6 protein-coding genes are annotated in these 17,411 nt (G+C 56.5%); 1 reads left to right on the top strand and 5 read right to left on the bottom strand.

Annotated features, from left to right (window positions below; all coding sequences use genetic code 11):
- Window positions 1-49: 49 nt before the first annotated feature.
- From HDE78_RS17545 to HDE78_RS17530, 4 genes are all read right to left on the bottom strand, one after another.
- Window positions 50-9,106: a calcium-binding protein gene (locus HDE78_RS17545; RefSeq protein WP_179481878.1), complete on the bottom strand. Its 9,057-nt coding sequence runs from the start codon at window positions 9,104-9,106 to the stop codon at window positions 50-52.
- Window positions 9,099-10,037 (bottom strand): hypothetical protein, encoded by a 939-nt coding sequence (locus HDE78_RS17540; RefSeq protein WP_179481876.1) that lies wholly within the window; start codon window positions 10,035-10,037, stop codon window positions 9,099-9,101. The genes HDE78_RS17545 and HDE78_RS17540 overlap by 8 nt, the downstream gene beginning before the upstream one ends.
- Before the next feature lie 3 nt (window positions 10,038-10,040).
- Complete coding sequence (locus tag HDE78_RS17535) at window positions 10,041-10,817, bottom strand: hypothetical protein (RefSeq protein WP_179481874.1); 777 nt, start codon at window positions 10,815-10,817, stop codon at window positions 10,041-10,043.
- Between the two features lie 64 nt (window positions 10,818-10,881).
- Window positions 10,882-11,412: a hypothetical protein gene (locus HDE78_RS17530; RefSeq protein ID WP_179481872.1), complete on the bottom strand. Its 531-nt coding sequence runs from the start codon at window positions 11,410-11,412 to the stop codon at window positions 10,882-10,884.
- 1,143 nt (window positions 11,413-12,555) lie between these two features.
- Here HDE78_RS17530 and HDE78_RS17525 point away from each other — a divergent pair.
- Window positions 12,556-13,437 (top strand): fructose bisphosphate aldolase, encoded by an 882-nt coding sequence (locus tag HDE78_RS17525; RefSeq protein WP_218862508.1) that lies wholly within the window; start codon window positions 12,556-12,558, stop codon window positions 13,435-13,437.
- A 142-nt stretch (window positions 13,438-13,579) separates the two neighbouring features.
- Here the strand turns inward: HDE78_RS17525 and HDE78_RS17520 are convergent, their stop codons facing one another.
- Window positions 13,580-17,350: a diguanylate cyclase gene (locus HDE78_RS17520; protein WP_179481868.1), complete on the bottom strand. Its 3,771-nt coding sequence runs from the start codon at window positions 17,348-17,350 to the stop codon at window positions 13,580-13,582.
- Window positions 17,351-17,411 lie beyond the last annotated feature (61 nt).

The following is a 17,411-nucleotide window of genomic DNA, read 5'->3' as shown; positions in this document are numbered from 1 at the left end:
ACAACCGTGCCTCACTGCCAGCCATGCCGTTTTGCTTGGTGACTCCTTGCTATGCCGCAGCATGCAACAGGAGATCGGGGGTGGCCGGATTAAGCGTTGGCGATGTCGTGATGGCCGCAGGATCACTTCCGCCGTAGCTCGCCATGGCATGGATCAACGTATTGACGGGGATCGGATCGGCGGACGTGCTCATGGCCTTCGATTGCGCGACGGGCTTTGTCGCCGCCGGCGTCGTACCCATCGTGATCAACTGACTGCGTGTGAGCGACGTGCCATTGGCCAGCGTCACCTTGGCGACGCCATCCGTGGCCGTGGTCCACATATTATTGAACGTGACCTGGTCACCGCTGACGCCATCGGTCAACACCAGATTATTGCCACTCTTGGCGACCTTCAGCGCCGACGAGGTAATGCCCGCGCCCAGTTGCAGGATAGGCGTTTGACCGCTGGTGTAGACCTCGTTGATCTGCAAATGGCCGTAGCCTGAGTTGAAGACGAACGTGTCATTGCCGCCGCTGCCAACGACGGAATCGTTGCCGCCCTTGCCGTCGATCACATCGGCGCCCGAGGTGCCGGTGATCGTGTCCGCACCGGTCGTGCCCGTCATTTCCATTTGGATCAGCTGCGCGCGAGTGAGCGTGGTGCCATTGGCGAAGGTCACTTCGCCGACACCGTCGGTGCTGGTGGACCACATCTTGTCCAGCGTGATCTGATCGCCAGCCACCCCATCGGTCACGATGAGGTTATTCGCGCTTTCGGTCACGTGCAGCGACGACGCGGTGATACCCGCACCGAATTGCAGCACCGGCTGCTGACTGCCGCTATAGACCTCGTTGATTTCGAGATGACCGTAGCCCGAGTTGAAGACAAAGGTGTCGTTACCGCCACTGCCGACCACGGAATCGTTACCGCCCTTGCCGTCGATCACATCGGCGCCCGATGTGCCGGTGATCGTGTCGGCACCCGTCGTGCCGGTCATCTCCAGCGCGATCATCTGCGCTCGTGTCAGCGTCGTACCATCCGATAACTGCACGCTGGCGACACCATCGGTGGCGGTGGTCCACATGCTATCCAATGTGATCTGGTCACCGCTGACGCCATCGGTCAGCATCAGGTTGTTGCCGCTCTTGGTGACGTGCAGTACCGAGGCTGTAATCCCCGAGCCCAGCTGCAGCACCGGTACCTGCCCGCTCTTGTAGACCTCGTTGATCTCCAGGTGGCCGTAACCGGAGTTGAAGACGAAGGTATCGTTGCCGCCACTGCCGACGACGGAATCATTGCCGCCTTTGCCGTCGATCAAGTTCGCGCTGGATGTACCGGTAATCGTGTCAGCGCCGGTCGTCCCAGTCATTTCCATCTGGATCAGCTGGGCGGCCGTCATTGTCGTACCGTCGGCGAATTGCACTGTCGCCACACCATCACCGCTAGTCGACCACATCTTGTCCAGCGTGATCTGATCGCCGGTAGTCTCGTCGGCAATGATGAGATTATTCGCGTTTTCGTTCACATGCAGCGACGCGGCAGTAATCCCTGCGCCGAATTTCAATACGGGTTGCTCTGAGGTGTTGTAGCTCTCGTTGATCTCTAGATGTCCGTAGCCAACGTTGAAGACAAACGTATCGCTGCCACCTTCGCCGATGACCGAATCGCTGCCGCCCTTGCCATCAATCACGTCAGCGCCCGACGTTCCGTACAAGGTATCGTTAGCAGTAGTGCCAGTCATCTCCATCTGATTGAGTTGGGCGGCGGTTAATGCCGTGCCGTCGGTAAACGTTACGACCTGCACACCCTCGGTAGAGTTCTCGAGCTCGTTTTCCAGAGTTATTCGGTCACCGCTGACACCATCAGTTAGGAAAAGACTGGTGCCGTCGGACGTCACAATCAGCGCCGACGCCGTGATTTCCCCGCCCAGTTGCAAGACCGATTGCTGACCACCGATATAGCTTTCATCGATCGCTAATTGACCGTAGCCGGCATTAAATACGAACGTGTCGTTACCGCCATTACCCACGACCGAGTCGTTACCACCTTTGCCATCGAGCAAATCTGCGCCGGATGTGCCATAAAGTGTGTCACTGCCAGTCGTCCCGGTTAGTTCCATCTGAATCAACTGAGAGGCTGTCAAAGTCGTGCCATCAGCGAATTGCAATGCCGAAACGCCGTAGCGATAGGCAAAATCCAGAAGTTCGTTGTCCAAGACAATCTGATCGCCACCGATGCCGTCAGTCAAAATTAGGCTGACTCCATCGGACGTGACATGTAAAGTCGACGCGGTAATTCCTACACCCAGTTGTAATACAGGCTGCTGTCCGCTGAGGTAGGTCTCATCGATCTCCAGTCGACCATAGCCGGAATCAAAGACGAACGTGTCGTTGCCGCCATTGCCAACTACCGAATCATTGCCGCCTTTGCCGTCGATAAGATCTGCCTCTCCCCCTCCATAGAGGGTATCGTTACCAGCTGTACCGCTCGATAATTCCATCTGGATCAGTTGATTGCGCGTCAGCGTTGTGCCGTCAGCCAGCGTGACCTCGGCTACGCCATCGTTGCTGACATACAGCATGTTATCTAAAGTGACCAGATCACCGCTGGTTCCATCGGCTATAAAAAGATTGTATCCATCAGACGTAACCCGCAAATCCGACGCTGTAATTCCAGCGCCAAAACGGAGTATTGGCTGCTGCCCAGCCGAATAAATTTCATTGATAGCCAATTGGCCATACCCGGCATCGAAAACAAATGTATCGCTACCGCCTTCACCCGTGATGGAATCGTTGCCACCTTTCCCATCGATGAGTTCGCCACCCCACGTACCCACAAGTGTATCGTTACCCGTTGTTCCTTGCGGGAGACCCGCCCAAAGCAACTGGGCCATGGTCATAGTTGTGCCATCTGCCAGTTGCACTATAGGCGAGCCGACGCCACTGAATTGGCTGCCCATATCGTAAAGCGTAATCTTGTCACCGCTTATGCCGTCGATCAGAGCCATGGTATATTCATCGACCTCTGTGGCTTTCAAGTCCGATGCTGTAATTCCCGAGCCGAGTTGCACAACGGGAGCTGGATCTACATATCCGGGCCAGTCAAAGCCACCGGCTCCATCGATCTCCAGCTGACCATACCCGGCATTGAAGACAAACGTGTCGTTGCCACCGCTGGTGACTTCCAGGTCGTTTCCGCCTCTACCGTCAATAATATCCCCATTAGAAGTACTTCCAGTGGCGCCGAGAGTATCGTTACCCGTTGTACCGTACATATAGGTACCGGCCATCTGGGCGAGCTGATCCGCCGTCAATATCGTTCCGTCTTCCAGCTTTAGCTCGGCAACCCCCTGCAAATTAGCGTGAGTAACTATGGCCGGCCCTGAGTCTCCATTTCCTTCGTTTTCATAGCTGACTGCGACATCACCTTCTAAAACGATCTGATCGCCAGTAATGCCATCTGTTATGCAGAGATCACTGCCTTCGACCATTACCATTAAATTCGACAGTTCGATCCCTTCCCCCAGTTGCAGAATGGGCTGCTCAGTACTCCTATAGGCATTGGCGATATCCAGTTTCCCGTATCCGGCATTGAATACGAAAGTGTCATTACCGCCATTGCCTTTGACAGAATCGTTTCCACCCTTACCGTCGATCACATCAGCACCGGAAGTGCCATAAATCGTGTCGCTTCCAACGGTCCCGCCCATGACTTCCATTTGCGTGAGCTGCGTTAACGTTAGAGTGGTTCCATCAGCCAGCTGCACCGCTTGTACACCATAATTGCCGGTACCGGTCGACATGGTGTACCACATCTGATCTACTTCAATCTGGTCGCCATTGGTGCCGTCGCTGAGGTACAGATTGTTGCCACCATCTGTTGTGACGTGCAACATTGATTCCGTTATACCGGCTCCTAGTTCAAGTATAGGTGATTGGCCACTAGCATAAGTTTCATTGATTTCAAGTTGGCCATAACCGCTTTTGTAGACAAACGTATCATTGCCGCCATTGCCAATAACAAAATCCTTGCCGCCCTTACCATCGAGCAAGTCGGCACCGGAGGTCCCGTAAATCGTATCGCTCCCGTTAGTACCGGTTAACTCCATTTGCATCAGCTGAGCGCGCGTTAACGTAGTGCCATCGGCCAACCTGACCAATGAAACACCTTCATCATTTTCATACCACATCTCAACCAGCTGAATCTGATCTCCTGTGAAACCATCGGTCAGTAACAAGTCATCCCCACTTTCTATGACGTGTAAATTCGCTTGCGTGATCCCGCTACCCAGCTGCAAGACCGGCTGATCGCTACCATTAATGGAATTAAGAATCTTCAGATCACCATAGCCGGCATTGAATACGAACGTGTCGTTACCACCTTCTCCGTTTTCGAAGTCGCCACCACCCTTGCCATCGAGCAGGTCAGCCCCCGGTGTTCCGTAGAGAGAATCATTGCCGGTCGTGCCACCTGCAATCTCCATTTGCGTCAACTGCGCACGTGTGAGCAGGCTGCCGTCGGATAACCGAACGGCGGCTACGCCGTCGTTGGCATACGTCTCCCACATTTTGTTCAATGTAATTTGATCGCCCGCAACGCCATCGGTCAAAGACAGGTCATAGCCATCTGTCGTCACATGCAGCGCCGACGCCGTGATTCCAGCTCCCAGTTGCAAAATAGGCTGCTGGCCGTTGGCGTAAACTTCATTAATCGCCAGATCACCGTAGCCAGCGTTGAATACGAACGTATCATTGCCGCCATTGCCGATTTCGATATCGCCGCCACCCTGTCCATCGAATAGGTCTGCGCCAGACGTACCGCTTAAGGTGTCGCTACCCGTCGTTCCCGTAATGCTCTGGGACATCTGCACCAACTGATCTGCAGTGAGCGTCGTCCCGTCGGCCAACACAACTTCCTGCACGCCATTGGAATCACTGCTCGCGATCGCATTGTCCAAAGTGATCTGGTCGCCACTGATGCCATCGGTCAGGACCAGGCTGGATCCTGAACTGTCTGGCGCTACCTTTAGCGCCGACGCCGTGATGCCCGCACCTAGCTGCAGGATGGGTTGTTGACCATCGGCGTAGGTCTCGTTGATTTCCAACTGACCATAGCCGGCGTTGAATACAAAAGTATCATTGCCGCCCTCGCCGTACTCGATATCATCGCCGCCCTTGCCATCGAAATAGTTGGCACTCGACGTGCCAGTCAGATCATCGTTGCCTGTGGTGCCGTCAATCGCCACGCCCAGCTGTATGGCCTGCAATTGGGACAAGCTGGTCCCATCGGCGAAATCGATAGCTGCAATCTGATGCTGACTGGTTTGTGTGGCGACGAAGTTGGAGATCGTAATCGTCTGACCCGTCGACGTGGCGGTGATCTGATAATCATTTGTCGAGCTGTCGTAGATATAGGAGAGATCAGCCTCACTGATCCCTGCACCAAATGAAATCGTGTCATTACCGGCTGCGGCGATGTTCTCGAAGATCGTGTCTGACCCGTCACCCAGGTTGTACGTATAGGTTTCCGTGCCCGTGCCGCCATTGATCACGGTGGTGACCGATCCACCCTCGATGGTGTCCGCGCCGCTGCCACCGTCAATCGTATCGGGAGCCTCTCCACCCGTCAGCGTATTGTCCCCCGACACACCGACTATCGAGGTGTTGCCGTAACCGGCGGTAATGCTGTCATTGCCATTTGAGCCAACGAGTGTGTCATTGCCGCCATCCGAACTTGGCGTCATTGAAGCTTGCAGAATCTGCGCTGCACCCCAACTCGTGCCATCCGAGAACTGAAGGGCCGCACTGCCGCCATCGGCAAAATAACTCTGCAGTGTCAACTGCATCGCGCCACCGTCCGACAATACCAAGTCGCCGTTGACGTCGCGAACAACCAGGGTCGATTCGTCCAACTCGCTATCGACTTGAACTGTCGTCCCGCCGGAACCCAGTTGCACCGTATCCGAGCCCGTGCTCACACCGGCCAGAATGGTTACCGCCCCCGTACCTTCCGTAATGAGCGCCGTACCACCACCGCTATCAGCAGCAATCGTATCGTTGCCGGCACCCGTGGTGATCGTGGCCTCGCCGGCCGAAAGCGAAACACTGGAATTACCGTCGCCCGTCTCGACGACATCGGAGGCACCTCCAGCGATAATCGTATCGTTGCCGGTACCGCCATAGATACTGGACGTTCCAGAGCCCGCATCGACGTAAGTGGCACCGTTGCCTATGTAGATCTGGTCGATGCCAGATCCACCATAAAGGTAGTCATTGCCGCCGGAACCATAGATGACATCGGTACCGTCACCACCGTAGACGGTATCCGAGTCAGATGCATCGAGGGTCGCCCAACCTGCAACGTCACCCGGTCCCATGTCGGCGTAGATGATCTCGGAGCCATTTGCGCCGTAAATGAGGTTGGCCCCTGCGCCACCTATGAGAACTTCATCCGTGGTACCGCTGACCGTGTCGGTCGGATTGCCACCGATAAGAGTGTCGTTGCCGCTATTACCGATCAGCACGTCCTGACCGGTACCGCCGATCAACAAACTGCCTGGGAGTGTCGTCGATCCAGGGGAGCCCGAGTCATACGACGAGCCCAGCAGATTAAATGGCGTCCCGTAGGTATCGTTGGTCTGAAATAGCGACAAGTCCACCTGTATGTTAGCCGCCGATCCCGACCAGTTGACCTCTGGCAACGAACCGACGTCGTACTCATCGCCACTAGCCCCGGCGACCGAGCTGTAGGCATCTCCCCAGAAGGAAAGACCTGCCATGAGGATCGACGTGGGATGGAATCCCGAGCCTGAGCTTCCGTCGTTTTCGCTAGCTTCAAGCGTATCGGCTCCTGTACCACCAAAAATGACGCTGTTCTGCCCTCCTCCGACGAGATCGGCTGTGGCACCACCACCATCAATAAAGGTTGTAGCCGTCGTATCCGATCCTAGTGCGCCACCGGTGATCGTTTCCGTGCCGTTGCCGACACCAATCAGAGTCTGGTTGCCTGACCCACCTACTATGGTGGCGCTTAAAGCGGTCGCCGTCGGATCCGTGGCATGGCTGTAAAAATTACCTAGAAGTACCCGATTGTTTCCGTTTCCTGCACTGATGTAAGTTGCGTTGCCATCGCCCAGTATCTCGTTGCCAAAAGCATTTCCGGCGCTATTGCTACCGTAAATTGCTGCCACGGGTGCTCCCGAAACGTCGTCCTCATAGACATACGTAGCATCGCCGCCTGGCGTGGTGTCACCGGAGAGGCCTCCGTAGCTCAACAATGTAATATTGCTGGAACCGGGCACTGTAGCGGCCGGAGGCTCAGCGCCTAAGTCGATTCCATCGTCATCGTTGCCCGAGAAGTTATCCAGTGTTAGCTCAGTCGTGAGCGATGATGAACCTGTCCCACTGACATCAGAAGCATAGATCTTCTCAAGTTGCGCAAGTGAAAACTTCTGAGCGGCTTGCGAAGACGATCCAGAGGCGTTCCCCTTAATGATCTCTATGTTCTTTGTCGCCTCATTGATACTAACTTGCCCCGATGCGTCGGGTAATTGCACAAGAAATGCGTCAGCTTCCGGGTCAAACCATTCACCTGGTGCGACCCATTCAGAGCTTATCGTTAGCGCTGTTGGCGAACCTTGTTGACCGGAAATGAGATAAAGCAACGGCGTGCCTGAACCAAGCTTGATCGTTTCATGCGTACCCACGCCGACGTAGCAGGTAAAATCGTTGCTGTCATTTGTGGCATCCAACGTGTCCTGACCCGCTTGCGTTGGATTATTGGCCTCTCCCAAGACCACTGTGTCGTTGCCGTTTTGCAGAACAATCGAGTCATTGCCCTTGCCAGCGACAATATAGTCACTTCCTGAGCTTGCGAGAATTGTATCGTTTCCCGTTCCACCTATTAGCGCAGCATCTGAGTTGCTCTTTGAGGCATCCAGCTCGACGTAGCCTCCTTGCGCAATTAGCAAGCTTGGATTGTAAGCGCCAGTATTGATTTGGTAACCGGATCGCGAAGTTACAATCAAATCTTCAGCATTGTGCGCGGTACTACCTCCCACGAGAGTGGCAATCTGAATGTCTAGCGGATCGAATGATGCGGTGTTGCTGTAGTACGGGTTTTCCAACTTGTCGTTGAGCGAGGCGTTCAGGGTGTTGGCGGCGGGCTGGAGTTCGTTCTCCAAGCTCAGCACCTGCAAGTTCTGAATCGGCGTCCCGTCTAACCCGGACTGCGTCAGCCGTTGCGTAGCGATACCGACCTGTGAGCTGTAGATCTGCTCATAATTCAACGCCCAATTACGCAGCGAATGTTGCTGTCCATTGGCATCTGTCAGCGTGCCGGAAAAATCGGCGTAGATGGACGTGGCCTCGGCCATACTTGGCACCGGCGTGCCATCAGCGTTGGTTGCATCGGTCGGGTCATAAAGGCCAAAGACTGCGCTTTCCATATCGCGACGTATCGCCACGCCGTTATGCCCGTCGGTGGGGTCGGATGTGGTCAGCGCACCCTTGTTCGTTTCGTAGCGAATCTGGTACCACGCATCGACCCGGTTGAAGGCATTTTCATTCAAGTCCGCCGTGATCTTCGAGCCCAGCGTGGCCGGCGCATTGAAATACAAGGAAAGCAGCGCCACGCCCTCTTGCGAGGTCAGCATCGCCGGATCGATATGATTGTCTTTGATATATTTTGCGAAATTCGCGTAGATCGATAACTTGCCGTCCGGGCTTTGATAGGTGGTGGGATCACCGCCAGCGACTGGCGGCGTTCCAATGGCTATATCGGTATAGAGGCTCAGTATTTGAGCGTCACTTAACGGTTGCAGCAGATTACCGTTATAATATTTCTTGATGTCTGTTTTTAAAGCATCCAACGTTGTATATGTATGGGTAAAAACATTCTTTTGTAAATTACTAATAACCGTCGTATCGGTTATCCCAAGGTCATTCAGGTAAATTGTTGAGAATTTAGAGTTAGAGAGATTAATCCCAACGCCCACTGTGGGAATGCCCTTGCTGTCGATATAAGGCGTTGCCACGGTGCCTTCCACGCCGGGCATGCTGAGAAATTTCTCGACAATGTCCGTCAGCGAAACGCCCCCGGTCAGGGCGGTCAAATGGTCAGTCATGAGAAAGCTCCTTGGCGTTGACCCAGATGTCGAACTGACAAATGGGGAAATTGTAGATATACGGCTTGAGCCCGGCTTCTTTGTCGATATGGTTGGTTGAGTCTGGTTTAGGCACTTCAAAACTGAAGCCCGTTACCTGGGTTATTAGAACCTTCCGTCCATCATCTTGCACGGCCCATGAATGGTCCAGCTTCAATCCCAATATCTGCCGTTTGCCTTTGCCGAAATTCGCCAACGTGCCTGATAAATACCCAGGGTCCATAAAGAATGGAAGCATCCGTGTGGGTCCCGGATCGAGTTCGAATGAAAATTCAGGCAATGCATAAAGATCCGGCGTTAGCCTCAAAGGTTCTGGTGAGGTTTTGCTCCATTTGAAGTAACACCCATCGACTGCTACCTGAAGCACATGGACATCGGTTCCCAATTGAGTCAACGTGCTGCTTTCCACATAAAGCTTATGCTTGCGATCCAAGTCTTTCGCGTAGTCGATGTTTTGCGGCCAGGATTTCGACCAGTCGGACGAAGGGTTTGGTAGCAGGCTGGCCTTCTGTATCTTATCCAAGGTAGCGATGCCATCCATCTCCGGATGCCGTTGCCAAGTGGGGAAATCAAACCCCCGCATGATTTTCGACAGGTCCAGATCGCACAACTGCGCGTCGGTCATCCGCTCGATATGCGCTGCCTTCAAGTCCTCCAGGAACGTGGTACAGATGGGACCATCGTTGTCCACCTGCGTTTTAAAGGTGGCGCCGTAGCTCGCGGTTGATATAGCCAAAAACAAGGCCAGTACAGGCCTCCAAAAGAATCCATACGCATTGTTCTTAACCGCGGTGAGATTTACCGTGTTTGGCACACCAGTAGGCGAAGTATTTCCCGATTCTCCCGCTGTAATTGGCGTGCAATCTTGTGGATCTGGAGTGTTAGCTGCCATGTCCTATGCTCCTAAGTAACCTTGCCTGTGAATAATCGCCACGCACAAAACTTCTGTACTGAATTGAATGCTTCCGTTTGCGAGGATCGCACCATCAACTGATTGGATGTTGACGCTAAGCACATTGCGCTTAGTAGTTGCATTTGATTCCGCATACCAGCTATCTGGTATAATGGAAAAAACAGCGAGGCGGCCGTCCAAATAGAATAAATTTCCCGGTGGCGTGTAAGGCCCCGATGGCAAACCGGATTGATATTTCTTATCCGCAAAGACGGCCCAGTTGGGTATACCGTCGTAACCTTTGTATCCAGCTGCGCGTCGCGACCTTCGGTACTGGAGGGCATAGGCCGGTTCGTGCCCTACCTTTAAATCCGCCTTCTCAAAGATGATGTCTGTGTTAGAGATTGCACTTGAAAAAGAAGACAGGTATTTGGCTTCGTCTCTCGTGAATTGCTGCAAGTGGCCACGATCTACTCGGGCCTCATACACTTTCTTTGCGATCTCTCTCTTTTCTAAATCATTCGGTATTGGGAGCGGTGTCCATGCAACCTCGCTAAAATCCTTACCTTTAATCAGATCAGTAATTCTGGAATTCATTACGTTGCAAATTTGCTGATCTGACATGGCAGCGACTCGAGCCCTCTCCAAAGCCTCCAGGAAGGCACCGCATTGAGGATCGCTATTACTTTCGATCAATCTGTATGCAACCGGAGCGCAGATACTTTGTACTGACGTAAAAAGCGCCATCCCGAAGACGGATAGTTTCGTTAAATAATGCATGCCGTTCGGTCCTCATCGCCGTTAAGAAGTGCATGAAGACCATCAAGTCCATTTATCGGATGATTCATTTCATCAACTCCACTGTAATATTAAAGGCGTGCTTGTCTTCGCTCTTGTAAAACGACTCCTCCTCCCTTAAGCCGCATGTACCGACCTCGACGAATGGCTTTGTTAGGCATGTCATCTCTAAGGTCCGCTTACCGCTTAAAACCTCATCATTCACACCAACTGATGAAAGGGGCTGATCGCCGTTGAAAAACCTTATGCCTGCGGCGCCTCCCACCCAGCGGCATTTATCGAGTAGGAAGCGATCCCTGAAAATAGTCGCGACGTAACTGTCACCAATTTTTTCTACGTGTTCTGCCACTTGTACCTGTTTTACCCTGGTATTGCCTGCAGGCCAGATCACGGGTGCACAACCTAGATTGCTAACAACCCAAAGCGACTGGACTTCGACTCGGTTCACGTCCGATCCCTTCTCCACGCTGATCTTCAATTTCAGGATCTGTGTAGGATGTGGATTCGGCGTGGGTGTTGGTGCGGGCGGGTCACTGCAGCCCTGCAAGGTGCACGCAAAACCGAAGAGCAAGGGCATAAGCCAACTCCGTGACGCGGCATGAAGAGGTTTGGCTTGGTCACCCATTACCTCAGCGAACAATGAAATTTGCATGGCTCCCCTGAATTCTTAATATGGGATGTGCAGACAAGGCAGCTAGATGCAACCTCGCTTCTTCAAGCGAAAAAAGGAGGCCGTTTTGCTCTCGCCTTACGAAGACGATTCCGCTGGGAAAAACGCGTCTAAAGTTTCGAGCGTTATGTCCAGGTTTTTGCAACTTAGGGAGGTCTTCGTCAACTAAAGAAGAGCATCGTGCGCCGTCGCTCTGAGGCGGCGCGAACCATGATGCAGGGAGACTAGGGGTCATCTATTACGTTCCTTGTAGCGAAGACTTCCTGTTGCCTATCGGGCACGCGTCACCGCAATTGCTGCAGCAACGCTTATTTACGATCTGATCATATATTGCGGTGCCCTCGACCGCGCAAGCATGAAATTACTTGCGAAGTAAATCGCATATAATTACGAAATGCGCTCAAATCTGTACTTTTCGCATGCGGCATGCGGCATCCTTTTTGGAGTTTCGATAAAGCTGTGCGGATCAAGACAACAACCGCGAAAGATCTATATCGAGACGAAAAGAGAGTTCTCTCCAAAGAAACGCAAGCTATGGTTTTCTCCCTGTGAGAACTCCATGCATCTTTAGAGTCCGCCGCCAGCAAACCATTGAGCACGTGCCACATCATTCGCTATTTGCTGCGCATGGCCTCGTCACTCATACGATTCATTCAACGTAACAGCGCCCTTACGCTGGACTTGAAAGCGTTGAACTACTTCAGAAAAGATACGCTTTCTACCCGTATGCTGATGCATCTTCAAAGACTTCGGAACAGGACGGCTGTCGGTGTCATGGACACCATTCTAAGCCAGCTGCCTGTGCTGCTCGAACTGTATTGGACTGATGTATGAGAGCATGGCGTTTTGTGATCGGAAGATCTGCACGACTGGAGGCGATCAATGCTCTCTCCGTCACCGGTTGAACCCACCTGCTCCACAGCGGACTTAAAGGGTCAGTGATCGTCCAGATCGTATCTTCACCGGCAGGTGTGATACCTGCACAAGCTGGATGTATTACGCATCGATTGCTGTGTCTTGAAAGGAGAACTATCCGTGGCCCATGAAAAGATGTTGAAGCAGATTGCTGAGAAGCGGGGATTTTTTGCGGCGCTGGACCAGAGCGGGGGGTCGACGCCGGGCGCATTGCGGCATTACGGGATCGCCGATAGCGAGTACAGCGGCGACACCGAGATGTTCCAGCTGATGCACGCCATGCGGGTACGCATCATGACCGCGCCGGCGTTTACCGGTGACAAGATCATCGGCGCGATTCTGTTTGAAGCCACCATGGACGGTCAGGCCGAGAACAAGCCGGTGCCGACGTTCCTGTGGGAAGACCGCGGCGTCGTACCGTTTCTCAAGGTCGACAAGGGGCTGGAGACCGAAGCCGATGGCGTGCAGCTGATGAAGCCGATCCCCGGGCTGGACGACCTGCTGGCGCGCGCGGTGAAGCTGGGCATCTTCGGCACCAAGATGCGCTCGGTGATCAACCTCGCATCGAAGGAAGGCATCGCGGCCATTGCGAAACAGCAATTCCAGATCGGCCAGCAGATCGTGGCGCACGGCCTCGTGCCGATCCTCGAACCGGAGGTCTCGATCAAGAGCCCGGACAAGGCGGGCGCGGAGTCGATCCTGCGCGAGGAACTGTTGAAGGGCCTGGATGCGCTGCCGGAAAGCAGTCGCGTCATGCTCAAGCTGACGATACCGAGCGTGCCGGATTTTTATCGTCCGCTGATCGAGCATCCGCGGGTGGTTCGCGTGGTGGCGCTCTCCGGCGGCTATTCGCGCAGCGAAGCCTGCCAGAAACTCGCCGAGAACCATGGCATGATCGCCAGCTTCTCACGTGCGCTGATCAACGATCTGAAGAAGTCCATGAGCGACAGGGAGTTCGACGCCGCGCTGGCCGAAGCCATCGACGAGATCTACGAGGCGTCTGTCGACAAGGCCTGAGGCACGGCCGTTGTAGCGTTAGGCCATGCCGAGGTCGTGAAGCCTTGGCATGGCACATCGCAGGGTTCAACTCCGCGGAAGCCGATATTTTCTGTAAGAGCCTGTTCAAAGTCTCCGCGTGGTAGCCGGGCACAAACGTTCGCTAAGCCGACACAAGCGGCGTTGCCCGATCCTGCCGCTCTTCCTCCGCCTTGACGTGCTCGACCAGGAGATCGATGAATTCGCTGCGGACCTTGCGATACGCCGGGTCGGTGGGGCCATTGACGCAGGCTTTGTGCATCGCGGTATGGGCATCGACGAGACGGGGCGATACGCCTTCGCCGAACTCCAGATAGTTGACCAGCGCGCAGCTGGCTTCGGCGTGAGATGTCCAGAACGTCGGGTGAGACGGCAGCGCCGTGAGGCGTTCTTCCCAGAACAAGGCAGAGGCGAGCGCACCGAGCGCGGTGATCGGGAGGTTCGCGTCCGCTGCGGTGTGCGAACCGGCCAGCCAGTCCTGCAGGCGATCGACCGGCATGGGCCGAGCCAGCGCATAGCCCTGCCCCAGATCGGCGCCTAGAATCATCGCCGCCTCGATCAGCCCGATGGTCTCCAGCCCCTCGACCACCACTTCGAGATCGAGATCGTGGCCAAGCCGGATCAGCTGGCGAATAAAGCGCAGCGTGCGCAGTGGATCGTCGGCTACCTGCCGGACCAGCGCCTGATCGATCTTGACCCGGTCGAACGGCCACTGCCGCAGTCGAACCAACGAGCTGTAGCCGGCGCCGAGATCGTCCTCGACCAGACGCACGCCGAGCGCTTTCAGCGCCTTCATACCGTTGAGCACGCGCGGTGCGGAATCGCCGGTGCCGATGGGCGACTCCAGTATTTCCAGCAGCACCGCCGCGGGCGGACAGCTGGAGGCGGACAGCACGGCAGCCGCCATATCGACATAGCGCGAATCCTCGACCGCAACCGCCGGGATATTGACCGAAATATCCAATGTAAAGCCGAGCCCAGCCAAGCGCTGGCGGCACGCGGTGGCCTGGGTCAGGCCCTGACCGAACAGCTGGATCAGCTCGACCTCGCCGAGCGCGGGAAGAAACCGCGCCGGCAGCAGCAGCGTGCCGTCAACGTCGCGAAGCCGCGCCAGCGCCTCCAGCTCGGTGATGTAGCCGTCGGCCATCCGCACCACCGGCTGATAATGCATCTGCATCGCGTCGGTGGCGATCAGGCCGCGCCAGCGCTCGCGCATGAAAAATGGCAGCAGCTCGGCGCCGGGTCGCGGCGGCGCCAGGCGCGACAGGGCCAGGTCGAGCACGGTCTTGATCTGCTCGACAAAGGCCTGCTGATCCTCGCTCTGAAAGCCGCCGGGAAAAGCGCCGTAGATCGTCAGCACTGCCGCAGGGGTGCGAGGCGACGGACAAAGCGGTATGGCGACGCTGGAAATCAGCCCCATCGTCACCGCCAGATCGCGCCAGCTCGTCATGCTGGGATCGGTGGCGTAATGCGCGCAGCGCTGTACGGTAGCAGTTCGCCATGCCCGACCGCTGGGGCCGTTGCCTTCGGGGCGGTCTGCGCTGATCAGAATCGGCGCCACCTCACCGCTCTCCAGCGCGCGCAGATAGCACGCGAACACCTCACCGGACACTGCCTCGTAGATGAGTTTGCCGGCCGAATCCGGCCGTCCCACCGCACTGGCCAGAACCTCCTCGTGCGCGGCCAGCGTATGCACCACACCCTCGATCAGATCGAGATAACTCTCCGCCGACCATGCCAGCGCGTTAAGCTTGGCCAGCACGGCAACGCGGCGACGCTGCAAGGTGCGCATGCTTTCCAACTGCCACTGGCGCTCCAGCCCGAGCCGCTGCAGCACGATGCTAAGCGGTCGTGCATCGCGCTCCACTCCGCCGCCAAGCGTAGAAGCCAGCACCTCGCGCAGCCGGTCGATCACTTCCAACTGCCACACTTCCTCCGTGCCGCACGCGGCGTAGATCAGGCCGGCGCGCATGGCGTACGCACGGTGCGCCTCCCACTCCAGCTCGGGCTGAAAGAGCATGCGCACGTGATCGGCCACGCGCCGCTTGAACTCGCTGACACCGTCTTCGGGCAGCACGCTGATAAGTCCGGCCACACCCTCATGCAGCTGCAGTTCGGCATAGTAATTTTCCAGCGCGCGCGGCAGCTTCTCATCTATGGCGTCGAAGCCGTTCTTCAGCAGCTCCGCCGCCGCCGCGCCGTAGGGCGCTATGCCGTGCGCATCGAGCTCGGCCGACAGCCCGCTCATGCGCTCCGGTGAGAGTGAGGTCGGCAACGACCACCAGCGGCTACGTTTGCGCTTGTGCGCCTTGACCTGGTACATCGCCTGATCGGCACGCCGCAGCAGCTGCTCGCCGTTGGCATCGGCATGCACGGGAAACAGCGCAATGCCCAGGCTGGCCGACAGCTGAAAAGTATTGCCATCGATCACCATGGGCTGCTGCAGCGCGTCGCCCACGCGGTCGAGCAAGGTGTCCAGATCCTGCTCGGATTCGAGCTGGTCGAACAGCAACACGAACTCGTCGCCGCCCAGGCGCGCCACATAATCCTCGTTGCGCAGAGCATGACGCAGGCGCGCGGCAATGCCGACCAGGATGCGGTCGCCCATGGCATGGCCATAGCGGTCGTTGATCGGCTTCAGGTCGTCCATATCGAGCATGCCGAGCGCCACCAGGTTGACCTCGCGCTTTGCCTTGTCCAGCACTTTTTCCAGACGCAGATCCAGCGCGCGACGATTGGGCAAACCGGTGAGCGCGTCATGCAAGGCCAGATAGGTCTGTCGCTGCTGCTCCAGAAACAGCGAGCGTCGCTGGCTGTGCTGGCGCAGGGCCAGGCCTGCGGCGTCGGCAATTTCGTCCAGCAGCCGGCGCATCTCCTCGTCAAACGCATCGGCCTCCACGGTGACCAGGGCGATAACCGCCACCGGTACGGGCTTGCCGTGGCCGCCCGATGCTGCCAACACCGGCCAGCAGCCGATCGCGCCGGTCTGCGAAAGCGGGGACTCGCGCCAGGGCTGGGACGCGCCGGGATAGTCGGAGGGGCGAATCAGCACGACCGGCTGGCCGTGCATGAACACGCGCGTGCGCGACGGTGCATCGGGATCGTCGCTGTAGCGATCCGGCAGCGGCAGCGTGCGCATCGCCTCGGCCATCGGCCCGACCAGGGCCACGCGTTGCAGTGTGTCCGTTCCCTCTTCGGCGGCATACACATCCACTGCGGCGGCGCCGGCGATCTCGGCCAGCGCGTGTGCCAGCGTGCGGTACACCGCATCCGGATCGGGCTGATCCAGCAGCGCACGCTGGATCGTACGCTGCGCATCGCGATAGCGGCTCATGCGCATATTGCGCTCGAGCAGGGCCTGGTGATCCCAGAAACGCGCCAGCTCCTCGACCAGCCGCTGCGCCCAGTCCAGCAGTTCCTCGTTCAGCGCCGGACCGTCGTTGCGCGCGTACGCGGAAAGACTGATCTGGCCGCCGTCGCGTGTGCTCGACACTGCCACGATGACCGAACCGAAGTGGTATCGACTGGCTAACTCGCGCCACGGCGCAAAGGCCGGATCATCGATGGACGTGATGCGGGCACCGCCAAGGCGATACGTCCTGCCGGTCGGCCCCTGGCCTCCGGGATCTTGTTCGTCGATGCTGAGTCGCAACGTATCCACGTAATCGACCGCCGGCCCCGCTGCGGCCACAATGTCGATGTCGGAGCGATTCGGCTCACGCCGCCCGACCCATACCAGAGGCAGATCGATGATCGAGGAAAGAATACGGGCGATTTCGACCATCGCCAGGCGACGGTCGTAACCGGGTGCGGTATGCAACAGCGTCAGGGTCTCCGCCACGCTTTGATAAAAGCGCTCGCGCAGTTCGCCCCGTGCCTGTTCCAGACTCGACATCGCCCATCCCCGAAACCACGTATAAGCACATCGTGCCTGAATCGTGCCGCGAACGTCAGTG

Origin of the sequence: Rhodanobacter sp. K2T2 (assembly GCF_013408815.1) — a bacterium.
GTDB lineage: Bacteria > Pseudomonadota > Gammaproteobacteria > Xanthomonadales > Rhodanobacteraceae > Rhodanobacter.
The sequence above is the reverse complement of the archived record's forward strand: the minus strand, read 5'-3'. Positions and strand labels throughout refer to the sequence as shown.